Annotated in this window: 21 protein-coding genes and 1 pseudogene; 10 read left to right on the top strand and 12 right to left on the bottom strand. The window is 34.7% G+C overall.

The window, feature by feature from the left end; all coding sequences use genetic code 11:
* Positions 1 to 11: 11 nt before the first annotated feature.
* The 7 genes from E2558_RS11715 to E2558_RS11745 form a co-directional block, all read right to left on the bottom strand.
* Positions 12 to 2,270 carry an ATP-binding cassette domain-containing protein gene (locus tag E2558_RS11715; RefSeq protein ID WP_126564560.1) on the bottom strand — a complete coding sequence of 753 codons (2,259 nt, stop codon included), beginning with the start codon at positions 2,268 to 2,270 and terminating at the stop codon, positions 12 to 14.
* A 53-nt stretch (positions 2,271 to 2,323) separates the two neighbouring features.
* On the bottom strand, positions 2,324 to 3,109 hold the full coding sequence (locus E2558_RS11720; RefSeq protein ID WP_126564559.1) for an arylamine N-acetyltransferase: 786 nt from the start codon (positions 3,107 to 3,109) through the stop codon (positions 2,324 to 2,326).
* A 166-nt stretch (positions 3,110 to 3,275) separates the two neighbouring features.
* Positions 3,276 to 3,911 carry an ABC-2 transporter permease gene (locus E2558_RS11725; RefSeq protein ID WP_126564558.1) on the bottom strand — a complete coding sequence of 212 codons (636 nt, stop codon included), beginning with the start codon at positions 3,909 to 3,911 and terminating at the stop codon, positions 3,276 to 3,278.
* Complete coding sequence (locus E2558_RS11730) at positions 3,911 to 4,756, bottom strand: ABC transporter ATP-binding protein (protein ID WP_126564557.1); 846 nt, start codon at positions 4,754 to 4,756, stop codon at positions 3,911 to 3,913. Before E2558_RS11730 ends, E2558_RS11725 begins: the two co-directional genes overlap by 1 nt.
* 88 nt (positions 4,757 to 4,844) lie before the next feature.
* Positions 4,845 to 5,564 (bottom strand): DUF3169 family protein, encoded by a 720-nt coding sequence (locus tag E2558_RS11735; protein WP_126564556.1) that lies wholly within the window; start codon positions 5,562 to 5,564, stop codon positions 4,845 to 4,847.
* Complete coding sequence (locus E2558_RS11740; RefSeq protein ID WP_126564555.1) at positions 5,561 to 5,764, bottom strand: helix-turn-helix transcriptional regulator; 204 nt, start codon at positions 5,762 to 5,764, stop codon at positions 5,561 to 5,563. Before E2558_RS11740 ends, E2558_RS11735 begins: the two co-directional genes overlap by 4 nt.
* 142 nt (positions 5,765 to 5,906) lie before the next feature.
* The gene (locus E2558_RS11745) at positions 5,907 to 6,389 is read right to left on the bottom strand and encodes an RrF2 family transcriptional regulator (protein WP_126564554.1); all 483 of its coding nucleotides are present in this window, start codon (positions 6,387 to 6,389) and stop codon (positions 5,907 to 5,909) included.
* Between the two features lie 156 nt (positions 6,390 to 6,545).
* On the opposite strand from E2558_RS11745, the gene E2558_RS11750 reads away from it, so the two are divergent.
* Positions 6,546 to 7,466, top strand: coding sequence for a DMT family transporter (locus E2558_RS11750; RefSeq protein ID WP_126564553.1), 921 nt, complete (start codon positions 6,546 to 6,548; stop codon positions 7,464 to 7,466).
* Between the two features lie 431 nt (positions 7,467 to 7,897).
* The gene (locus E2558_RS11755; protein ID WP_126564552.1) at positions 7,898 to 9,067 is read left to right on the top strand and encodes an MFS transporter; all 1,170 of its coding nucleotides are present in this window, start codon (positions 7,898 to 7,900) and stop codon (positions 9,065 to 9,067) included.
* 64 nt (positions 9,068 to 9,131) lie between these two features.
* On the opposite strand, the gene E2558_RS11760 is transcribed toward E2558_RS11755, so the two are convergent.
* The 3 genes from E2558_RS11760 to E2558_RS11770 form a co-directional block, all read right to left on the bottom strand.
* Positions 9,132 to 9,683, bottom strand: a complete 552-nt coding sequence (locus E2558_RS11760; protein WP_126564551.1) for a hypothetical protein — start codon at positions 9,681 to 9,683, stop codon at positions 9,132 to 9,134.
* A gap of 70 nt (positions 9,684 to 9,753) precedes the next feature.
* Entirely contained in the window at positions 9,754 to 11,295 is a 1,542-nt protein-coding gene (locus E2558_RS11765) for a bifunctional metallophosphatase/5'-nucleotidase (protein ID WP_126564550.1), read from the bottom strand.
* A gap of 90 nt (positions 11,296 to 11,385) precedes the next feature.
* On the bottom strand, positions 11,386 to 12,972 hold the full coding sequence (locus E2558_RS11770) for a motility-associated ABC transporter substrate-binding family protein (protein WP_126564549.1): 1,587 nt from the start codon (positions 12,970 to 12,972) through the stop codon (positions 11,386 to 11,388).
* A 300-nt stretch (positions 12,973 to 13,272) separates the two neighbouring features.
* On the opposite strand from E2558_RS11770, the gene E2558_RS11775 reads away from it, so the two are divergent.
* The 5 genes from E2558_RS11775 (at position 13,273) to E2558_RS11795 (ending at position 17,620) form a co-directional block, all read left to right on the top strand.
* Positions 13,273 to 14,229, top strand: a complete 957-nt coding sequence (locus tag E2558_RS11775; RefSeq protein WP_126564548.1) for a phosphate/phosphite/phosphonate ABC transporter substrate-binding protein — start codon at positions 13,273 to 13,275, stop codon at positions 14,227 to 14,229.
* A gap of 158 nt (positions 14,230 to 14,387) precedes the next feature.
* The gene (gene phnC / locus E2558_RS11780; protein ID WP_126564547.1) at positions 14,388 to 15,161 is read left to right on the top strand and encodes a phosphonate ABC transporter ATP-binding protein; all 774 of its coding nucleotides are present in this window, start codon (positions 14,388 to 14,390) and stop codon (positions 15,159 to 15,161) included.
* Position 15,162: 1 nt separating this feature from the next.
* The gene (phnE, locus tag E2558_RS11785) at positions 15,163 to 15,963 is read left to right on the top strand and encodes a phosphonate ABC transporter, permease protein PhnE (RefSeq protein ID WP_126564546.1); all 801 of its coding nucleotides are present in this window, start codon (positions 15,163 to 15,165) and stop codon (positions 15,961 to 15,963) included.
* Complete coding sequence (gene phnE, locus E2558_RS11790; RefSeq protein WP_126564545.1) at positions 15,960 to 16,787, top strand: phosphonate ABC transporter, permease protein PhnE; 828 nt, start codon at positions 15,960 to 15,962, stop codon at positions 16,785 to 16,787. The genes phnE (E2558_RS11785) and phnE (E2558_RS11790) overlap by 4 nt, the downstream gene beginning before the upstream one ends.
* Before the next feature lie 182 nt (positions 16,788 to 16,969).
* Positions 16,970 to 17,620 carry an SDR family oxidoreductase gene (locus E2558_RS11795; RefSeq protein WP_126564544.1) on the top strand — a complete coding sequence of 217 codons (651 nt, stop codon included), beginning with the start codon at positions 16,970 to 16,972 and terminating at the stop codon, positions 17,618 to 17,620.
* A gap of 185 nt (positions 17,621 to 17,805) precedes the next feature.
* Here the strand turns inward: E2558_RS11795 and E2558_RS11800 are convergent, their stop codons facing one another.
* Positions 17,806 to 18,177, bottom strand: a complete 372-nt coding sequence (locus E2558_RS11800) for a MarR family winged helix-turn-helix transcriptional regulator (RefSeq protein WP_126564543.1) — start codon at positions 18,175 to 18,177, stop codon at positions 17,806 to 17,808.
* Positions 18,178 to 18,390: 213 nt separating this feature from the next.
* Between E2558_RS11800 and E2558_RS11805 the strand changes: the two genes are divergently transcribed.
* A complete protein-coding gene (locus E2558_RS11805; protein WP_126564542.1) occupies positions 18,391 to 18,768 on the top strand; it encodes a magnetosome magnetite crystal formation protein family in 378 nt (125 codons plus the stop codon).
* 117 nt (positions 18,769 to 18,885) lie between these two features.
* On the opposite strand, the gene E2558_RS11810 is transcribed toward E2558_RS11805, so the two are convergent.
* On the bottom strand, positions 18,886 to 19,854 hold the full coding sequence (locus E2558_RS11810; RefSeq protein WP_135789035.1) for an LPXTG cell wall anchor domain-containing protein: 969 nt from the start codon (positions 19,852 to 19,854) through the stop codon (positions 18,886 to 18,888).
* A 215-nt stretch (positions 19,855 to 20,069) separates the two neighbouring features.
* Between E2558_RS11810 and E2558_RS11815 the strand changes: the two are divergent.
* A pseudogene (locus E2558_RS11815) lies at positions 20,070 to 20,551 on the top strand (GNAT family N-acetyltransferase).
* A 780-nt stretch (positions 20,552 to 21,331) separates the two neighbouring features.
* Positions 21,332 to 24,483 (top strand): lectin-like domain-containing protein (locus E2558_RS11820; RefSeq protein ID WP_168210256.1); only part of this gene is annotated, 3,152 nt, incomplete at its 3' end.

A 24,483-nucleotide genomic window follows, 5' to 3' on the forward strand; every position in this document is an offset into this window, starting at 1 on the left:
AATATTAGAAATTAATGTTTAATATAATCTTTCAAATGTTTTGCGGTTACTGAATTTTCAACTTCAAAAATACCTTCTGGTTGGCCTGCATAAAGCAATTGGCCCCCTTTATCTCCAGCGAAAGGTCCGATATCAATTAACCAATCTGCTTGCGTCATCATCGTTAAGTTATGTTCGATTAAGATAACTGTATTGCCTTCATCAATCAGATTATTAAAGCAATCAATTAATATAGGTAAGTCATCTTCATGTAAGCCAGTTGTTGGTTCGTCAAAGATGAACAGTTGATTTGTCACATCTTGTGTAAGATAACGACTTAACTTTACGCGTTGAGTTTCCCCGCCTGATAACGTATCGAGAGATTGACCTAACGTCATATAGTTAAGTCCCGTATCAGCTAAAGCTTGAAGTGGACGTATAATATTAGGACTATCACTAAACTTCTCAATCGCTTCTTCAACGGTCAACGCTAAAATATCAGCAATAGAATAGCCATCTACTTTCGCCTCTAATACTTCAGGACGGTATCTTGTGCCACCACACATTTCGCACACTTGTGAAAAGTCCGGCATAAACGCAAGCTCCGTTTTCAATACACCTTTACCATGACATTCTGGACACGCACCTTCAGAATTATAACTAAATATGCTTTTTTTAAGTCCAGTATGTTTACTAAAGAAACTACGCACATCATCAAAGATATCTAAATAAGTGAGTAGGTTAGAACGATTAGATGCATGCACAGGTTTCTGATCGATGAAAATGGCTTCTTGATTACTTTCAAATGCTGCTGTAATGAGCGAACTTTTACCTGAACCAGCCACGCCAGTGACGACCGTCATTGCATGTTTCGGTAGTTCAGTAGAAATATTATTTAGGTTGTTGCGACTAATGTTTGAAATGTTAATCATTTCGTTAGGCTGACGTAATTCAGACTTCAAGGTGTGCGTTTGTTTCAACGCATGGCCAGTACTTGTCTCAGATTGAAGTAAGTCCTTGTAGCTACCTGTGAAGGTAATCTCGCCACCATGTTTACCAGCGCGCGGACCTAAATCAATGATGTGGTCAGCCGTCTTAATAACGTCAGGGTCATGCTCAACGACGAGAACGGTATTTCCTTTATCTTTTAGGGATTGAATGATGTCATTGATACGTTGAATGTCCTCAGGATGTAAGCCGACGCTTGGTTCATCAATGATATAAACAAGGTCACTTAATGGACTGTTTAAATGACGAATCAGTTTGATGCGTTGTGATTCACCACCAGATAAAGAAGTCGTTTCTCTCGCTAGAGTTAAGTAATTTAAACCGATATAACTTAATGCTTCAAGTTGTTGTTTGAGTGGTTCGATAATCACACGTGCCTTGTCTGATTTTATTTTTTCTAAAAAGGCTAACGCCTCGTCGATTTGTAAGTTCGTAAATTCTGCTATATTTAAGCCATGGATTTTACAACTTAATACTTTGTCATTAAGACGTTGACCATGACAACTTGGACAGTCATGTTTAGAGACGACGCGATCAATATCTGCTTTGAAACGTTTCTTTTCAAAATTATCATTTAGTAAAAATGAACGACGAAATCTATGAATTAATCCTTCAAATTTAGCAGTTCTAGGCCAATTTGCTGGCGGATTTTTTAATTTAGTAGGTTCTGTATAAAGAAACGTATCCATTTCTTCTTTAGTATAGTCTTTTAACTTTTTATCATTATCGAATAAACCAGAATATACATAACGTTTACCACGCCAGCTGTCTGGTCTAAAAGAAGGGAACTTAATTGCATCTTCATTAAGTGATTTATCGTAATCTAATAACTCATCTAAATCGATATCTTCAACGTAGCCTAAACCAGAACATGTCTCACACATCCCTTTAGGATTATTAAATGAAAAGATGTCAGAATAACCTACGAAAGGTTCACCAATACGAGACCATAAAAGACGTACGGAAGCATAAATATCAGAAATCGTACCTACCGTGGAGCGTGAATTACCTCCAAGTCGCTTCTGATTAATAATCATTGCAACGGGAAGATTTTTAATTTGATCAACATCTGGTTTCTCATATTGTGTGAGCTGATGTTGGACATAACTTGAATAAGTTTCGTTTAACAATCTTTCTGATTCTGCAGCGACAGTATTAAAGACGAGTGAAGACTTCCCCGAGCCTGACCGCCCTGTAAAAACAGTTAACTGATGCTTTGGAATCGTTACGTTTATATTTTTTAAATTATTCTGTTTTGCGCCGATAATTTCTATATTACTCATCACTTACACCTCTTAATTACACTTTTATGTCTTATTTCGTTTGGAAAATTAATTTATTGTTCGAGTGGTTCGATTGTTACGTCTAGGTTGAAGTACTTCTCAAGCATGTCACGATAATTATCAGATGTGACATCAATTTGTTCTTTATTGTCTTGTTTGCTTAATGTTAGGTGATTAAACGACATCGTAGCACGTCCAAATAATTGTGGTTTAGTAATCATGAGTTGTTTTACAAAGATAGACTCAGGATTTTTAGAATTATATTCAATCATATCGTCGAAATCATGAATGTTTTGAGGTTTCATTTCGGCTTCGTAACGTGTAACCCATTGTTCATTTTCAAGTTTTTGTACGATATATGTGTCTTCATTTTCAGAAATAGCGCGAAATTGGCCTGTTAAATCTGTAACAGGATGTGTTGGATCTAGGGAAGCGATACGTAATGATTGTAAAGGTAAGTCGCCAAAGCCTACGTCAGCTACATAATTGATATTATCAATAGGAACTACGAGTGACATATGAGAACCATGAGGACTTGTATGCCCACCGGGTTGATGTACAGTTGCTGGCATGCGATGTACAGTGAAACCTTTTTCTTCAAGGTAGGTACCGAAGAAGTGGTTCATTTCATAGCAGAAACCACCTCGATGCTGATTGATTATTTTATCGAACAGATTGTCAATCTCTACAGAGATAGGTACGTCGTTTTGTACATTTATATTTTCAAAAGGCACCGTCATCATATATCGATTTATATAATAATCGAGTGCTTCAACTGTGGGATGGTCGTATTGTGAAGCATCTATACCCAAATAGCGTTCAATAGCTTGTATATCCATTAAATGAGGACTCCTTTGTTAAAAGCTTTTATTAATCCATACCCTATAATGAAGGAATGACGCATATAGACTTTAGGACGCAAAAAAAGTTCTAAACATTGGATAGCTGTTGCTTCCTAGTGTTTAGAACCAATTATATGTGTATTCATGTTTTATAATCTGAACTTTATAACTCTTGTTTGTTGAAAATGGCTAATGAAATAAAATAAGAAGCCACTAAACAAATCAAACCAAGTATTGCATATAAACTAATGAAAAGGATATCTGTAGGATTTGTTCCTAAATCAGAGAATGAACCTGAACGTGCAATGGCAGACATAATAACACCAAAGTAAGTAATAAAGAATAAAATAAGAACGATAACCGATGTTGAAATCATGATGACATTTGAATTTTCAGGACCAAATTTAAATGTTAACGGGAACATGATAGCATATGTGCCTGCCGCACCAATACCTACTAAACCTGAAATAAGTGTTAACATTAAATTCTGATGTATCGCTAATACTGCAATTAAACCAATAATTAATCCGATAAAGATGAGTATGCCATAAAATGCGAAATAGCTTTTAACATAAGCACTACGGTGTGATGGCAATGTTGAGACATAATACATCCACTTTGAGTCTTTTTCACGTTTTAAGTTATCTGTCACCGGTGACAATAAGAAAATCATTGGTAAGAAGCATGCCATTGCTGGGTTTATGAAGGCAAATAAGAAACTTGCTATAATGGCTACAATTAAATATGTGATAAGTGGCTTTTTAGATGCGTAAAAACTACTTAATATTAGACCTTTCATTATTTATCACCTCTCATAATTAATTTTGTCGCGTCATCAATATTGTTAAGTGGGTGAGCATTCGTAACACTAGACCAATCTTTAATTAAGATTTGGCGTTTACCTTGTCTTACTCTTGATGCAATGATGATGTCTTGTGGAATTTCTAAATCATCATGTTCATCAATTTCTACAATTCCGTATTGATTTAACAAGTGTTCTTTACTTTCTTGAAGTACAATTTCACCATCACGCATAAAGATTAATTTTGTAGCTAAATGTTCTATATCTTCGGAAATATGAGATGAAATGAGTATGCCATTACCCTCTGAAATATAGTCTTCCAACATTTCAATGACTTCTTCACGCCCTGATACGTCCATACCAGCAGTTGCTTCATCCAGTATGAGTAATTTTGTATCATGCGCTAAAGCCATGGCTAAGGCTGCTTTCATACGCATTCCTCTTGAGAATGTTTTAATTTGAGCGTTAGTTGGTAATTCGAAACGTTGAATGACTTCAAAGAAACGAGCGCTGTTCCATGTTTTGAAAATATTCGCAAAAACTTTATCCATATCTTTGATTTCGAGTTTATCTGGGACACGTAAATCATCAAATACGACGCCTATATGTTCTTTATAATCATGATCTTTGTCAGATACTACTTTATCAAAGAATGAAATCTCTCCAGAATCTTTGAAACGATTGCCTACCAACGTATTAATTAGCGTTGATTTACCGGAACCGTTCTTTCCAACTAACCCAATTACTTCGCCGGGTTTTAAAGTGAAAGAAATATCACTTAAGTTAAAGTTGGATTTCTTATAAGATTTGTTCAGGTGTTGCACTTGCAATAGATGTTCCATAATAATCCTCTCTTTCTGTAGATAGCATAGAATTTATTGGATTTTTAATTTGTTACTTTCATCATAGTATAAATTTAACAATAAATAATTAGGATTTATAAAATTTACGTACTTTTAAAATATAACCAAATGTGTTGTAGGCGAATAAGATGATTAGAATGCCAATGCCAACCGCTTGGTTGATACCTGTAATAATTGAAAAGATACCTAAGAACATAGCACCTATCACTATTAAGGAAATATTGACGTGATACACTTTAAACATTGATTCAAGTGTTATATGACGCTCACCTTCATCCATATTTTGTAAAAAACGCTCTGTATAGTTGGCTTCGCCTTGTTTAGGCATACGTGCGTCGCATTTTCTATAAAAGAAACCAAGCATGATAGATGGGATAATTGTTAGTATAAATGGCACAATCACTAAAAATAAAATGGATGAGGGGCCATTACCTAAGGCAATAATAAATGTGTTTAATAAAGCGACTAATACTGTAATGTAATATAATGTGCCAGTTCTCATGAAAGTTAAATTAGCTTTTTGATCATATTGATCGAGGTTGGCATCACTGGCATTTTCAGTTTTATGTTTGTATTTTAAAGATGTCTGAGAAGTCTTCCAAATCGCAAAGATAAGTCCAATATTAATTAATGAAGCGATAATGGTAACGATAATCGTAAAACTGTATGAAGCGAAATGTAAGCTACCGAAGATGTTCCCATCACTTAACATTCCTATTGAGCTACCTATCATTCCACCAATGATACCTCCTATCAATAAATAGAGTAAATATCTACCTACTTTCATAAATCTTCCTCCTCGAATATAAAGACGTTTTCAACTTGTTCATTAAATATGCGTGCAATTTTAACTGCGGTTAAGATGGATGGCATAAAATCATTACGTTCAATCAAAGAAACCGTTTGACGCGAAATGGCGGCTTTTTGTGCGAGTTGTGTTTGATTGTAGCCATCGCGAGCACGTAATTCTTTTAGGCGATTTCGCAATTTAATCAACTCCTTAATTGATACGATACATCATCTTAGTTATTTTGACAAATATAATAGTCAAAAAGACGCTTATTTTTGTCATTAAAGTTATAAAAGTAGCCTTCGGGTTGTCTGATATTAGACGTCCGGAAGGCTTAACTTATTGTGTTTTACTATTAGCAGAAATCCATAGGAATAGTTCTTCAAGGTTATACTTTTCACCGATTGATTGGTTAACATCTTTCAAAGTAATTGAAGATAATGTAGATATTAAGGTCTCTTCAATATTGTTAAGTGCATGACTCACAACACATAGTTCAGCTTTTTGGCCTTCATTTTCACCTAAAAAAGATTTCAATAAATGTTGGCTCGAGAAAATCTTATCTCGGCCTTCAATTGCTAAAAAGACATCATAAAATGTGATTTCACTTAGAGGCTTATTGAGAGAAAACCCTCCATTTTTGCCAGGTGCTGAATGAACAAGTCCTTCTTTCGCTAGAGACTTAATAATTTTCTTCAAGTAAGAGTCTGAAACGTTTAAACGTTCGCTTAACGTTGTGGAAGTCAATACATGGTGTTGAGGGAGATGATTGAGAATTAATAAAACATAAATGGCCTGTTCCCATCCTTTAGATAGTTTCATAAACGTTCACCTGTTTCTTCTGATTTATTCAATTATAAAATATAATATAAAAATTTTATATATTATCATTGAAAAATAAAGGAGTGCATTTATAATGTTAATTAAAGACAAAGAATATCTTAATTATCTTTAATGAATGATTTGGAGATGACATCTATGAAATTACAACAACGTTCTTATTTATCTTTTTATGTTTGTATTATTTTAACAACAATATGTATGGGATCTTCTTTTCCAACAGGAAAGTATTTGATTTCGATTGAGCACGTTCCTCCAATGTTACTTGGAGGATGGCGTTTCATTATAGCAGGGATTCTTATTTTATTTTTTATTTTATTGAAAAGGGGCATTCAAGAATTACTACCTGAAAGTAATGGTAGCGTTTTTAAAGGATTTGTATTTGTATCGGTTATTGGCTTGTTACAAACGGCTGGAACGATGGGGTTATTAAATATTGCAATGGCATTTGGCGTATCGTCTTCAATGTCAGCAGTCTTACTCTTCACGAATCCTTTATGGTTAGCCGTGCTTGCGCATTTCTTATTAAACGAACGTTTAACGAAGGTGAAATGTTTTGCATTGGTATTAGGCATTACGGGTGTGGCTATTTGTTTAGGGTTAGATCGCACGTTATTAGGTTGGGGTGCGCTTGTAGCTTTATGTGGTTCGTTAGGTTGGGCGTGTAATACAATTGTGACAAAACAGTTTGTCTTTGATAAAGGGGCTTGGGTATTAACAGGTTGGCAATTATTATTAGGTGGGCTAATCATGTTGTTTATAAGTGTCATCCTAAGAGAGTATTATTCAATCACATACTTAAATGGGTGGGGATGGCTATGGTTTTGGTGGCTTGTCTTCCCAGCGTCAATCGGTTCATTTGGATTATGGTTTAGCAGTTTGAAAATGCGTGGTGCTACGATTGCGAGTAGTTTTCTATTTTTAGTACCCTTATTTTCTACCATTTTTTCAATTATAGGTTTAGGCGAACCTTTTACACTTCATATTATGGTAGGTGGCTTGTGCGTTATTATTGCGCTATTTTTTATTAATTATTCGCCACGTCATTCTAATAATTAAGTAAATAAATTTAAAAAAAACGAATAACTCCGCTTAACAGTTCTGGGATGGAAGTCACAATAAGCTCCCAGAACGTTTTTTTATTCTTTTTTGAATTAGACATACTGACACTTCTTTAAATTAATTCTAGCATAATAGATTTTCTCCTAAAAATGAGAAGTAATTTAGAATACGTTATTAAAATTTTTTAAATGTATATATCAATAAAGTTGAATAAATATACAGGAGTGAAAAGTGTATTAAGTCATTATAATCTTAGGTAAAACATCTTAAAATTATCTTAATTTTAATACAATGAAAATTTATGAAAACTTATGAGATAAGAGTTTTGAGGAATTAAAAAATATGAACAAATCTCTTCACATGACATATAATTTTTTGTAATATAGCTATCGTATTATTAAAAAATGAATAAAAAGGAGGAGGCAATAATGAAGGATAACAGAATGATGTTTTTCATATTCATGCTAGGTACCTTTACAGTGGGCATGGCTGAATATGTTGTGACAGGTTTATTGACACAAATTGCAGGAGATATGAAAGTTTCGATTTCGAGCGCAGGTCTATTGATTAGCGTCTATGCGGTGAGCGTAGCAGTCATCGGACCATTTATGCGCATATTTACTATGAAAGTTCATGCACAACGTTTATTACCTATATTAGTAGCGATATTTATAGGAAGTAATATTATTGGAATGTTAGCGCCCAACTTTCCTATATTGCTGTTATCCCGATTGCTTTCTGCTTCAATGCATGCGCCGTTCTTTGGCGTATGTATGAGTGTGGCGGCTGCCGTGGCGCCACGTGGTAAACAGCCACAAGCGATTGCATTAGTACAAGCAGGCTTAACGATTGCAGTTATGATAGGTGTACCATTCGGATCATTCTTAGGTGGTTTCGCAAATTGGCGCGTGGTTTTTGGTGTAATGATTGGTTTAGCTATCATTACAATGTTAGGTATGTTGAAATTTGTTCCAAATGTTACTTTAAGTACGGAAACGAATATTAAAGGTGAATTAAAAGTATTTAAAAATCCACATATTTTAATTATTATGTCTATTATTATATTTGGTTATTCTGGTGTGTTTACAACGTATACATTTATGGAACCGATGATTCACAAATTTTCACCATATGGCATCGTAGGTCTGACGCTATGTCTATTTATGTTCGGTTTAGGCGGTGTAGCGGGAAATCTTATCACTGGTAGAGTGCCTGAACCAAAATTAACGAAATTTTTATTCTACACATTTTTATTATTGTTCTTAACGATTATTTCATTCGTGACAGCTGTGCATAGCGCAATTTTAGCAATTATTATTTGTTTCTTATTCGGTTTCGGTACGTTTGGTACAACGCCGTTACTTAACAGTAAGATTATTTTAAGTGCGAAAGAAGCGCCGTTACTTGCTAGTACGTTAGCTGCTTCAATCTTTAATGTTGCTAACTTTTTAGGCGCATTGATTGGTTCAATTCTATTATCAATTGGTTTCCCTTATCTAATCATTACTTTCGTATCTGGTGGCATTATTATTTTTGGTATTTTACTGAATACGTTAAATCATTTTTATGAAAAGAAAAATATCCAATTTGAAGAATAAAGTAATACCTCTAACATGAGTAGTTGAAAGTACTGATGTTAGAGGTATTTTTAATTATTTATGCCTAAAATGTAAGTTTTGGTTCATACATCTTATGATCAAAATTATTTTCTGCAAAATCTCGTAAATCATTAATAAAGTTAGCCACATTACGATCTAATCTATCTTTCGTTTTAACAATAATTGTACGATCGAAATCGCTTTTTTCATAATTATCGCTATAAATTCTAGTAGCTATTGAAAATTTTGAAATGTAGTTTTCAAGTGATTCATAACAATTTAACAAATCACGAATAGGTTGATTCGAATCTTCTTCATGATGGCTCATCGTACCTAATAGTTCTTGAATCTGATCGTCTAATTTTTCGAAGTAATGTTCAATGTCTTCGCAATGTTCTAATGTTTGATGTTTATTATATTTAGCTGTATTTTCAGCTAAATTAACTTTACTAATTTTTGAGGCTTTATAAGCGGTTAAATCAACCATGCTCAAAATATCATTTTTATAATCTTCTCGCTTTTCCTCTTTTTGTTTAGCCATTTGATATCTAATCCCCAAAAATGTTCCAACTAATGCAAATATCCCACCAACAATCGTAGCTAAAAACTCACTCATTATCTTCAACCCCTAAATAGTTATCGATAATTATATTTTAAAATATTTAAATTTATTTTATTTAAGTTGTTTAGATAGTTACTTTAAAATTCACTACCTGTGGCAGACTATCAAGTTGATGCGTTGTCATATAATCGATTAACACTTGGGCGCCTTCTTCTTGAATGTCTTTCACTACAGGCGCTTGAGCGAACATGTCATAATTTCCGCCACCAACGGCACGATAATTGTTCACGCAAATTGTGTACTTTTGTGTTTCGTTTAAAGGTGTGTCTCCTACTTTAATATCTGTGACGCGTTGGCCAATAGGTCGTCCTACGTGAATCGTGTAGCTTATCCCACCGTAAATGTCGTAGTTAAAGTGTTGTGGCTTTGGATATAAGAACGACTCGTTAATAGTGATTTCATTATTGGCATCTAGCGCAAAGTAGCTTGCTGATCGTTCCAGTGCTTCTTTAATACCGGCACCTGTGAGTTCTAACACTTGGAAGGTATTAGGGAATGGATAGTTATTAATGATATCTCGCATAGTGACTTGTGTATTAAAGCCAGCTGCTGAATCAAATAAAGCTGTGCTAGCTATATCGGCGTCACTTTTCTCTAATAGAATGAGATTGATTAAATTAAGAAGCGGATGAGGTTTTACGCGCGCTTCAAATTTGTCTTCAACTAACATAGGTTCAGGTAGCGTCGTGATATTTGTATCTAGCCAGTCTTCTAAATCGTTTAAAAGTGAAGCATCTTCTGGTAATAATTCAAAATCTGTTTCTGAAGTAACAGGTAGTAAGGCTACTTGTTTATCAATAATTTGATGTTGTTCATTTAATGTTAAGGTAACTTTACCAACTTGTGTGGCGCGAGTGCCAGGTTGAATCACTGCTGTATCGTATTTTACTGTTGCGATATCGCGATGTTGATGACCGGTAATTAACACATCGATTGACTCATGAAATTGATTTAGAATTTCTGAGGCTTCGTTCTCGCCTGATAAAGTTTCTGTCGGTTCATTAGTGTCGATGTCTCTTTCGAACCCACCATGATACGACACGACAACGATGTCTGCTTTGTTGCGTACGTCAGGTAATAATTGTGACAGTGTGTCTACGGCGCTATGGAATTGTAGGTCTTTGATATGGTTGGGTTGTTCCCAGTTAGGTATGTATTGTGTTGTTAAGCCAATGACGCCGACTGTGAGGCCTGCCTTTTCAAAAAAATGAATGCCGTTACCTGTGAAAGGTTGGTTCTGTGTATCTAAGATGTTGGCGCATAGGACTGGGTGGTGTAGCTGATTAAGTGTGTCTGTGAGGTAGGGAATTCCGTAATTAAATTCGTGGTTGCCAATTGTGCCAAAATCGAAGTTGAGTCGGTTGTAAATATTAGTTAATGGGGCACTTGTTTGGCGTTCAGAAACTAAGTAATTGCATAATGGGGCGCCTTGTAGGAAGTCGCCGTTATCTATTTTAAAGCTAATGTCGTCATGTGAGCGTTCACTTTCGATTAATTGATTGGCTTTTAATAGGCTCATCGGTAACTGCTGGTTGCGTGATGAGAAGTCTGTGGGAAAGATGTAGCCGTGTACGTCGCTTACGATGTAAAAAGAGAGTCGTGTCATAGTATCGTCCTTTCGTAAAAAAGCGATAAAGAAGGGCACGTTTGGGAAGTATGCGCTATCTTCTTATATCTCTTTAGGATTGTTTTAAGATTATTGAATTGAGCCTGTGGCAAGTATTTTATTACCTTGTTTTAGGCGAATGTTTGCGCCTGAAATGTTTGTATTTACTTTGGCGGTGAATGTGAGTGTGGCGTTGCCTTCATTGTCTGTGGTTACACTTTGAGGTTGGCTATAACCAGGGTCGTCATAGTTTTTACCATCTTGAGTGAAACTAGCTAATTGCATGCCACCATCTTGATAAATCGATAATTTTAAGTGATTGAGCGTTTTACTTTGTTCCATCTTACTTAAGTTAACGGTAATTTGGAATGGTTTATTGGGTTGAATATTATCTGGTAAGTGAAATTGCACGTTCCCATTTGTTGTATGAGCAGATGAAGGTGTCTTTGTGTCGCTTCCTTTTGAATTACCATCATTATTGTTGTGAGTAGCATTTGAATCGTTATTTTGGTCGTTCGTTGATTTTGTTGCGCCGTAACTACCAGGTGCGAATGTTGAGCGATCATACCATTTGTAACCTTGTTCTGGTTGGGACCACGGTTCTTTTTGAGTTTCCGTTGAATTTTGTGGTGTTTCGAATGCTAATGTAGGTGTTGGTTGATCTAATTTAATGCCACTTTCTTTCATGCTCGTTGCATTGTCTACTTTTCCAAACCAATCTGTAATATTCGTTAAAAGTTGGCCGTTGTCTTCTTCTTTAAAGCCATCGTAAGTCTTCTTAGTCTGACCGTTATCTTCACGTTTGTACTTCGGCGTGCTATCTTCTACAAGCGATGAATCGCCAATAAAGGCTGCTTTACCTTTGCCGACTTTCGCAATCGCCACATAAGGCCCTTCAGCTACGCCCCCACCATTATAAATACCTTGGTCTACAGCGTGAGACCATTTCTGTTTAGATGATAAATGTTCAGGTGTATAAATAATACCTTTCGCTTTCGTAGGATCTGTAATTGCTAATGTTGAACCAGAATGCATGGATACAGAGTGAATGCCTTGAGTGATACCGAAACTTTCTGAACTAGGAACAATATTTTGTGTATTCAAATCACCAAGTGCGTTGTATCTGAAGCGGATACCAAAGTTGTCAGATAACCAATCCGAGCTTTTTACACCTTGCATAGCTTGTGAATTCTTCTCGTCAGCAGTCATATCTTTCGTCATATCTGCATAAGCGCCACGGCGATAACCGTTCATGGCCTCTGAAGAGTCAATGCGATTTAAATTTCTGTCCGCGTTATAATGGTCAGCGATAAAGATAATGTTGCCACCATTTTTTACATAATTAACCATGGCTTGTTGTTCATTTTCCTTAAAAGGGATGTTGGCTTCAGGAATTACTAATATCTTACTGTTACTCAAAGTTTGGTCATTGATACTATCTTCGCCGTCAATTTCTTTGACAGTGTAGCCTTGTTGTCTCATTGAATCAGCGTAATCAGAGAACCCGCCATCCATCACCCAATCCGCAGCCCCAGCCGTTTGTGCATGTGATGCATCAAATAATACGGTTTGCGAATTGTTAGCAGTATGACTTTGTGCAGCGTGACTTACCTGTAAGCCTGTTAATGAAAGCGTCGAGGCTAATAAGGTTGAACTTAACACTTTAATCAGTTTCATATGTTTTTCTCCTATTATTGAACTATGTGTATGATTTATTAAGACATTTTTCATTTTTGAAAAGTAAGAAACAGGCTAAGTAGCCCACATAGAAAAAGTATAATAAAAAATTTGATATTCAAGATAATGTTAAGCGAATATTTAAGAAAAGTTTACATTTCATTCATATTATAAACGGATTCTATAAAATTTTCACAAATAATAAATATTATTTAACTTAATGTTGTGATAATCTTATAAATGTCATATAGAATGACAATTTACACTATTTTATACATAGCGAACGGGGGCATTACAATTATGAAGCAAATGAAGTATCTTTTAGTTCTTGCTTTAACAGTTCTTATTTTTGCGGCGGCATGTGGAAATAATAGCTCATTAGATAGCAAGAACAAAAGCTCTGACAGCGGGTCAGATTCTAAAGATGGTTACACACCTAAAGAGTTAACAGTACAATTCGTTCCATCACAAAATGCAGACACACTTGAAGCAAAAGCAAAGCCACTTGAAAAATTATTATCTAAAAAATTAGGCATTCCAGTAAAAGTATCTGTTTCAACTAACTACAATACAATCGTTGAAGCAATGAAATCTAAAAAAGTAGATGTAGGTTTCTTACCACCAACTGCATACACTTTAGCACATGATCAAAAAGCGGCTGACTTATTATTACAAGCACAACGTTTTGGTGTTAATGATGACGGTTCAAGTTCAAAAAAACTTGTGAAAGACTATAAATCAGAAATCTTAGTTAAAAAAGATTCTGGTATTAATAGCTTAAAAGACTTAAAAGGTAAAAAAATCGCATTACAAGACGTTACTTCAACAGCAGGTTACACATTCCCTATCTCAACGCTTAAAGAAGAAGCTGGTATTGACGCTACAAAAGATATGAAAATTGTAAATATGAAAGGTCATGACCAAGCAGTTATTTCATTATTAAATGGCGATGTAGATGCAGCTACAGTATTCCAAGATGCTCGTAACATTGTTAAGAAAGACCAACCAAATGTATTTAAAGACACTAAAATTTTAAAATTAACAGAACCAATTCCTAACGATACAATCTCTGTTCGTCCAGACATGAACAAAGATTTCCAAGAAAAACTTAAAAAAGCATTCAAAGACATTGCTAAATCTAAAGAAGGTCACAAAATTATCAGTGAAGTGTACTCTCATGAAGGTTACACAGATGCTAAAGATGAGGACTTCGATATCGTAAGAAAATATGAAAAACAAGTTCAAGATATGAAATAAATTGTGAAATAGAGATTGATTCAGTCACTTCTTGAATGGAGAAGGATGTAGGCTATCTCAGTTTTTAGCAACACTGTAATTAAATAAGTGACAAAGAAAAGCTAAGTCCACGACAATTGGGCATAGCTTTTCTTTGTAAAATGAAGGGTGTTAAGTAAATGAGTCAAATTGAATTTAAAGATGTTAACAAAGTGTATCCTAATGGGCACGTCGGTTTGAAGGATATCAACTTAAATATCGAAAAGGGCGATTTTGCCGTTATTGTTGGGTTATCAGGGGCAGGTAAATCTACATTATTAAGATCGGTGAATCGACTTCATGATATTACTTCTGGAGAAATTATCATTGAAGGTAAATCGATTACTAAAGCGAAAGGTAAAGAACTATTAATGATGCGTCGTAATATTGGAATGATTTTCCAACACTTTAATCTTGTGAAACGTTCTTCAGTGTTACGTAATGTATTGAGTGGTCGAGTGGGGTATCATCCTACTTGGAAAATGGTCTTAGGATTATTCCCGAAAGAAGATAAAGTAAAAGCAATGAACGCGTTAGAACGTGTCAATATTTTAGATAAATATGATCAACGTTCAGACCAATTATCTGGTGGACAACAACAACGTATCTCTATCGCACGTGCACTCGCACAAGAGCCAGCCATCATTTTAGCCGATGAGCCAGTAGCGTCGTTAGACCCTTTAACAACTAAACAAGTAATGGATGATTTAAAGAAGATTAATGAAGAATTAGGTATTACGATTCTTATTAACTTGCACTTTGTAGATTTAGCACTTGAATATGGTACACGCATCATTGGTTTACGCGCTGGTGAACTAGTATATGATGGTCCTGCGAGTGAAGCTACAGAAGATGTATTTAATGAAATTTATGGTCGTAAACTTAAAGATGATGAGAAGCTAGGGGTGGAGTAATATGGCGACACCTACAACGAGTAAATATGATCAATATTTAAATAAGAAGTTTTCGCTTAAGACAAGTTTTACATTTTTTCTTGTAATCGCGTTAGTCATTTGGAGCTTTTTATATACAGGCTTTAGCTTTGGTGACTTAATGGTAGGGTTACCTCAAATTGTTTCATTCTTTGGACAGATGGTACCTCCTGATTGGGAATATTTAAGTACCATTACGAAACCTATGTTAGATACCATTCGTATGGCTATTGTAGGGACATTTTTAGGAGCGATAATATCTATTCCAATCGCTTTAATCTGTGCTAGCAATATTGTTAAAACAAAATGGATTACGATTCCTGCGCGTTTTATCTTAAATATCGTGCGTACCATTCCTGACTTACTATTAGCTGCTATCTTTGTAGCTGTCTTCGGTATTGGCCAAATTCCTGGGGTGTTAGCTTTATTCATTCTAACCATTTGTGTTATCGCGAAACTATTATACGAAGCGCTTGAAACGATTGATCCGGGCCCAATGGAAGCGATGACGGCAGTGGGTGCAAATAAAACAAAGTGGATTATGTTCGGTGTTGTTCCGCAAATACTATCTACGTTCTTCTCATATGTATTATTCGCATTCGAAATTAACATTCGTGCTTCAGCGGTACTTGGACTCGTAGGCGCTGGTGGTATTGGTTTATTCTACGATTCCACATTAGGCTTATTCCAATATCCTAAAACTGCGATGATTATCCTATTTACATTAGTCATTGTTGTAATTATTGATTACGTAAGTTCGAAAGTGAGGGAACAACTCGCATGACACAAAATGAGCATAAGTTAGAACAAAAGTATCCCGTTAAATCAAAAAAACATAAGCAAAAATTAATTAAAAATTGGATCATCGCTATTGTCGTTTTAGCAATCATTGTGTGGGGCTTTGCTGGCATGCCTGCACTCGAGCTGAAATCTAAATCTATTGAAATTTTAAAGTCAATCTTTAAAGGCTTATTCCATCCCGATTGGGGTTATGTTTACATACCAGCTGGAGAAGACTTATTACGTGGCTTACTTGAAACATTTGCGATTGCTGTCATTGGTACTTTTATTGCGGCAATTATCTGTATCCCGTTTGCATTTTTAGGCGCACGTAACTTAGTTAAAGCACGTCCAGTCACTGGCATTACTAAATTCATCTTAAGTGTGATTCGCGTATTCCCTGAAATTGTTATGGCACTTATTTTCATTAAAGCAGTAGGTCCTGGGTCATTTTCTGGGGTTTTAGCACTTGGCATTCACTCTGTAGGGATGTTAGGGAAGCTATTTGTAGAAGACATCGAACGTTTAGATTTTGCCTCTGTTGAATCTTTAAAAGCAAGCGGTGCAAATAAAACGAAGACATTAGTGTTTGCAGTTATTCCACAAATATTACCTTCATTTTTATCACTAGTGTTATACCGCTTTGAATTAAATTTACGTTCAGCTTCAATCTTAGGTTTGATTGGTGCAGGCGGTATCGGTACACCGTTAATCTTTGCGCTTCAAACGCGTTCATGGGATCGTGTAGGTATCATCTTAATTGGATTAGTGATTATGGTAGCTATCGTTGATTTAATTTCTGGTGCTATCCGTAAACGTATTTTGTAATATTGTTATTTATTAATTTGAAAAGAAGAGCGGAACAGAAATCTTATTTTTGAATGAGATTTTTGTCCGCTCTTTCTTTTTTAATGTTCAATGTTTAAAAATAAATAAAAAGGCAATGTTATATTATGTAATTGATTATAATGCATGTGCATGCATAAAAATATATTGAAAGGAGACTTATCATGAAAGTATTAGTTGTAGGTTCAAATGGTGCGGTAGGTCGCAAAGTCATCACGCAATTGAAAGATACTGAGCACAGTTCAGTCGCTTTAGTGTGTAAAGAAGAACAAGTTTCAGAATTAGAGAATGCAGGTGCTGATAATGTAGTAATCGGTGACTTAGAAGGAGACATCTCTCAAGCGTTTGATGGTATTGATGCAGTGATCTTCGTCGCAGGTTCAGGCGGTAGTACAGGCGCGGATAAAACATTATTAGTTGATCTATGGGGCTCTAAAAAAGTAGTAGATGCCGCAAGTAAGCATGGTGTTAAAAAGTTAGTACAACTTAGTGCCACAGACAGTCCTGATCCAGATAAAGAATCTGATGATATGCGTCCTTATGCAGTCGCAAAACATATGTCAGACTTCTATATTGAACAATCAGATTTAAACTATACCATTGTTCGTCCAGGTCCATTACAAGATGATGAAGGCACAGGTAAAATCAATGCTTCATTCTCAATAGACGGAGATCCAAATAGTTATACTATTTCACGTGACGATGTAGCGACAACATTGATTAATGCATTAGATATTGAGAAAGTCGATAAACAAGCGATTTATATCCAAGCCGGTGATACTGACGTTAGAACAGCATTAGAAGAAATTAAATAATGAGTCATAGGTAAAATTTTAGGGAGCGGGACAGAAATTAAAATAATTTTGTCGTCCTGCCCCGGTAAGGATAACTAGAATTGAAAAAAGCTTGATATAAGCGCATTTTCAATTCAGTTAGCTACTGCCAAATGTGAAATAAGCCTGGGACATTATTAAATGTCCCAGGCTCTTATTTACTATTTTTATTGAAAAGTGGCGCGTAAGGTTTCCTCAAACGTTACCTTCACTTCATCGTAGAAGCGGTGACCTTTGTCTGTCATCTTAGCATAAACCCCGCGTTTGTCATCTCCATAACCTTGACGTCGTATCACACCACAATCTTTTGATTCCATTCTAGTCGCAAGACGTGACATTGCACTTTGACTTAACCCCACTTTATTTTGCAATTCTTTCAATGGTAGTTGGTTATCTTCAGCACAATCTAAATACATTAAGACATAAAATTCTTTCAACGCAAGATGATGGCGCGACATTAAGTCTTGTTCCAGTTGTTTAGACACATTGTTATAAGTAGCTGTAAAATCTAGCCATTTACATACTAATTGATCTGTCATATAAATGCCTCACATTGTTTCATAGTGTAATACATGTATTATAACAATAAATAAATTAGAGTAGTGGAGTTATTCCTTTATTTTGGAAAATGTTGAAAGAGATTGTAGAGAGGTAGTTGAAGTTTACATGGAAACTTACAGAGTTGTAATTTTGAGACTTTCGCCTTACAATACCTCAAATTATATGTTTTTATATAATTGAGGTGAGTAAGTATGAAAGAGTTAAATAAAAAATCTTATGTTACAGATCCATATTACGGCAGTAAAAATGAAAATATAGCATCATCATTAAGTTATTTAAGTGTATTTTTTGCACCTATTATATTACCTATTATTATGTGGATAGTAGCTTCATCTCCTGTATCAACACATGCCCGAAAAGCATTATTTAATCATATTATGACATGGGTATGTTTCGCATTAGCACCTTTTGCTTTAATGCTCTTTGCTGGAGGAATGGGCAACGCTACAACAAATGTGGATAGCTGGTTAGTATTTGGCAGTTGGGTTATAACAATTATTTTAGTTGTAGTTGGAATTTATTTATTTATAGTGAACATCGTTAGAGGCATTAAATTATTATTAGTTTAATATTGAATAGTAAAAAGCTATTACACTCAGAACTTAGAAAAACTGAGGTAATAGCTTTTTCATTTTGCATAAAAGAAATGTGTTGCAGTAATAGTAACAGATAATTAGAAAATACAGTTATTGCATTTTAGTAATGACGCGTTTAAGGCTAAGAGAACCTACACCTAAGATAAGCGCCAATAATCCAACATATAGGGGGGGATTTGTGCTAGATTCGCCAGTCTTAGGTAAAGTTGATTGTGCTGTTGCGCCATTCACTTGTTGAGAATGTGATGTTGGTTTACTAAGAGTTGTTGATTGATTAGGGTGATTCATAGTTGTTGAGTTTGATTCGTTATGAACATTTGATGCAGTTTGATGTGCTTTTGTATTTGTTGAAGGTTCTTGTCGTTGATGTTGAGGCATAGATGTTTGATGAGTTGATTCTTTAACTAATCCTTGTTGTTCGGCATAACCGTTAAAACCGATATCATTTTCTTCAGCTTTTGATTTAGAAGGATCTTGTTTTTGTTGATGGCTTGATTCTTTAACTAACCCTTGTTGTTCAGGATAACCATTGAAGCCGTTATCATTTTCCTCTGCGCTAGATTTGGAAGGATCTTGTGGTGTTGTCTTAGGTGAGTTATTTTCAGGAAAATGATTACCCGAAGTGATAGGGTTGCCATTCGCGTCATGGTTGAACTGAGTGTCTACGTTGTTGTTATTCTTAGAAGTAATAGGATTACCGTTCGCGTCATGGTTAAACTGAGCGTCTACGTTGTTGTCATTCTTAGAAGTGATAGGGTTACCATTCGCATCATGGTTAAACTCAGAATCTGTAGCATTTTCCTCTGAATTTTCAGAAGTATTATTACCTACATCATGATTAAATCCATTATCTACGTTGTTATTAGCGTCAACGTCATGATTGAAACCGGGATCTACAGTCTCGTCAGACTGAACAGTAATAGGGTTACCATTCGCATCATGATTGAATTGATTGTCAGTATCATTCGTTGCTGCAAAGGCATGGCCGTGTGACAAAAGTACAAGGGAAGACGTTACAAGCGTTGTTCCAAAAGCATATTTAAATCCTCTTTTAATCAAAGAACTCACTCCTTAGTAATTATCATTTTTCATACATAAAGTTGATAATTTAAAAATTATAAATATCATACTTATGCATGTTTATAAATTAACATATTAAATTAAATACAACCTTAATATTATCTATCAACTAGATGACATTTTTGTCATATCTCAAAAAACATTAATTTATGGTAATGTTGATTAATAAATTCGAAATTTAAAGGAGCCATCAGATGAAGTTTCGTAAAGCGACTATAGAGGATTTGCCAACATTAATTGAATTAGAGAATAAAGGTTTTACGCTTGAAGAAGCGGCTACACCAGAAGCAATCGCACAGCGCATTGAAATCATTTCCGATACTTTTATTATTGCCGAACAAGAAGGCGAAATTGCGGGTTATATCAATGGGCCAGTCATTCCTCAAAAATATATTACTGACGATTTATTTGAAACAATCAAACCCAACCCTGATATCGGTGGATATTTAAGCGTTTTAGGATTAGTTGTTTCTGAAAAGTATCAAAAACAAGGTCTAGGCGGACAATTGCTTAATCAATTCGAAAATATTGCAAGAAGAATGCAAGATTTGGTGTAACACTTACTTGTCGTGATATGCTCGTTCCATTTTATGAAAAATATGGCTACAAGAACGAAGGTTTATCTGATTCTCAACATGCAAGTGTTCAATGGTATAACTTAGTAAAAGAAATATAGTTAATAAAAATATGAAGTGCTCTCTATATACTCAAACCATAATTACTAAACAAACCACTTTAGTGTGCAAAACTCACTAAAGTGGTTATTTTCATCTTACTAGCATCCACGTTCGAAACTATTTCATTTTTTAATACTTTAGGTGCGATGCCTCTTTCTTAACTTCGCTTATTTTATTGTAAGTAATAACATAACAAACTATTGTTTTTCTCTATTTAAAATTTAGAAAACAAATAAATATAAAAATAACTATTTAAATAGGAAGATAAAAGTTCAAATAAAAGCTATTTTATAAAATATTTTAATTGAGGAATTAGAAAAATTATGTTTGAATACTAAATTATGTGAAATGAGAATAATGAATAGCAATATATTAAGTAAAATTTTATATTGATTTTGATAGATAACGAAATTGTTATATTAACTCAATTTAAGCATGAATATTCATAAATAAGTATAAATAGCACTATTGAAAATACTTTAATTAATTTTATTGAGAGAAAATTATGAAAATGTAAAGGCTGCTAACCTTTATAAATAAGTCAAAATTTTATAAATTGAACACTATGTAAATAAAGTGATAATTTTTTGAAATTAATATTAATGTATAACTAATAGTAAAAATGTAGCATTAAAAATTTATGAGCCATGAAAAATAAATTTTAATTATATTGCTATTTACATATAAATGGTAATATAATAATGAAAATTATATTGAATTGTGAAAAATTAGGTTAATTACATTTTAATAAGTAATATAAATATGGAGATGAAAGTGTTATGTCAAAGAAAGAAAAAGACTTTAAACGGTCCTTTGGGCAAGAAAAAGCTAGAGTTAAACTTTATAAAGCAGGAAAACATTGGGTTAAGGCAGGAATAAGAGAATTTCAACTTTTAAAAATGTTAGGTGTTCTATTTTTAAATAAAGAAATTAATGATGTAAACGATAATCAAATTATGAATAATAGTAGCTTAAAAAAACAAGCGCTAAGAACGACGGGACTAGCAGGTGGTGCATTTACCTTTGCTATGCTTAATGACCACCATGCTTTCGCAGCGTCAGAAACTCCAATGACATCAGAAATTTCATCAAATAGTGCTACAGTAGCTAACCAAAATTCAACAGCTATTTCAAAATCGACAACCAACTCTTCTTCAAATATGACAAGTTCTTCACAAGAACATAGCCAAAATAGTAGGGCTTCTACAGAAAGTCAGGTTAAAACTGATTCAACGACAAATTCAACAGAAACAAGCGTTAATTCTACAAGTGATAAAGAAATGTCTACTTCGGAACATAAAGATAGCACGAGTCATGCTTCAACTTCTGAAAGTGACTCATCAACAAGTGAAGCTCACCAAAATTCTAATAGTGATAAAACAAGTGCATCTAATGAGAACGGAAAATCAAATACTGAGAACACTTCAGAAAGTAATAAAGAAAAGACGTCTGAGAGCCAAGATCAACAATCAGAAAGTGAAAAATCAACATCAAGTTCAGAACATAAAAACTCTCAATCAACTAAAGATTCTGAAAGTAAAAACGATAACAAGACATCAAACTCTTCAGAAAATGGAGAAGATAAAAAAACAAATACATCTGAAGTAGCTAATAGTACCCAAAAAGACAAATCATCAAATACTCATGGAACATCAGAACACAAATCAACGGAAACATCTGAATCTGATGAGAAGAATAATTCATTAACATCAACTTCTGAAAAGAAAAGTGAATTAACAAGTTCTACAAGCACAAATAAATCTGAGAAAGTTGATGATAAAGATTCATTAACAACTAAATCTACAAGTACATCTGAAAGCCAAGCAAACCGAGACATAGGTTCTAATTTATTAGTAAGTGATTCTACAAGCACGTCTACAAGTTTAACACCAAAAAAGCTAAGAACTTTCAGTAGATTTGCCTTAGCTGCCAACAATACAAGTGCGACTGTAGCTGAGGTAACAAATAATGACATTGTAACGATTAATAAAGATAACTTTACTGATCATTTTAATGTCAAAGACTCTGCTACTTATGATCCTAAAACAGGAATAGTAACTTTAACTCCTGATGAGTTTAATAAAAAAGGTTCAATTACTTTAAACACTAAAATTAATTCAAATAAAAGTTTTCATTTTACAGGAAAAGTTAACCTAGGTAATCGTTATGAAGGATATAATGAAGTTACTAAAGATGGCCAAGTAATACCTGGTGGGGATGGTATTGGCTTTGCCTTTTCACCAGGTAAAATTGATGATACTGGTAAAGAAGGCGCGGCACTAGGAATAGGTGGTTTGAAAAACGCATTCGGCTTTAAGCTTGATACATTCCATAATACTTCAACTCCTAAAGCTGGTTCTCAAGCTGGAGCAGACCCAACTAATGTAAAAGGTGGAGGCGCATTTGGTGCATTTGTTAGTACTAACGCTTCAGGGTATGCCACTACTGAGAGTACAGGAGCAGCTAAATTAAATATACAACCCAAAGATAATTCATTCCAAGATTTTGATATTGACTATAATGGCGATACGAAAGTGATGACAGTTACATATGCTGGTCAACAATTCACTCGTAATTTAACATATTGGTTGAATAGAAATCGTAATGTTAGTAACTATGCGCTTTCCATCACTGCTTCAACAGGAGGATCTAAAAATCTACAACAAATTCAATTTGGTACTTTTACTTATACACAAACTGCTTCTACTCAAGTGAGATATGTCGATGTCAATACAGGTAAAGACATCGTTCCAATGAGAACATTTGCCGGAGATGTAGATGAAACCGTTACTTTAGATCCTCAGCAAAGCACATTAAATGGAATGGGTTATAAATATAGTAAAGTCGATAGTTCAAATGCACCAAATTATAATAGTGCTAATAATCAAGTAAAATTAACTAATTCAGGTCAATCGGTTATTTATTATTACGAGGATACCCAAGCTCCTACTATTGATATGACTGATCAAAGTAATGAAGTTTTCTCACCTATTACACCAATAACTGTAAATGCTTCAGATAATAGTGGAACAACACCGAATGTTAAGATGGATGGTTTACCAGATGGCTTATCTTATGATTCATCTAAAAATGTAGTAACAGGTACACCACAAAAAATCGGTAATTATAATGTAACGATTACTGCAACGGATGGCAGTAACCATACAACGACCAAAAGTATTAAATGGTCAATCACTCGAAACTCAGCTAGTGACTCTACTTCAACATCAACAAGTAACAGTCTTTCAACAAGTACAGTCAAATCAACAAGCATAGCAAATAGCGAAAGCACAAGTAAATCAACAAGTGAAAGTGATTCAAGAAGTAAGAGTCTTTCAGACTCAGAAAGTGCAAGTAAGTCAACAAGTGAAAGCACAAGTAAATCGACTAGCGAAAGTACGTCAACAAGCGAGAAAGAAAGTGCAAGTGAATCAACATCAACAAGTGTGAGTGACTCAACAAGTGCAAGCACGTCAGATAGTGAATCAGAAAGTGAGAGTCTTTCAGACTCAGCAAGCGTGAGTACATCAGACAGTGCGTCAACATCAACAAGTGTGAGCGACTCAACAAGTGCAAGCACGTCATTAAGTGGATCAGAAAGTGAGAGTCTTTCAGAATCAACAAGCACAAGTACATCAGATAGTGCATCAACATCAACAAGTGTGAGCACATCAGACAGTGCGTCAACATCAACAAGTGTGAGTGACTCAACAAGTGTAAGCACGTCATTAAGTGGATCAGAAAGTGAGAGTCTTTCAGACTCAACAAGCACAAGTACATCAGATAGTGCATCAACATCAACAAGTGTGAGCGACTCAACAAGCGTAAGCACATCAGACAGTGCGTCAACATCAACAAGTGCAAGCACATCAGACAGTGCGTCAGCATCAACAAGTGTGAGTGACTCAAGAAGCGTGAGCACATCAGACAG

It is taken from the genome of Staphylococcus pragensis (assembly GCF_004785665.1).
GTDB classification, from domain to species: Bacteria; Bacillota; Bacilli; order Staphylococcales; family Staphylococcaceae; genus Staphylococcus; species Staphylococcus pragensis.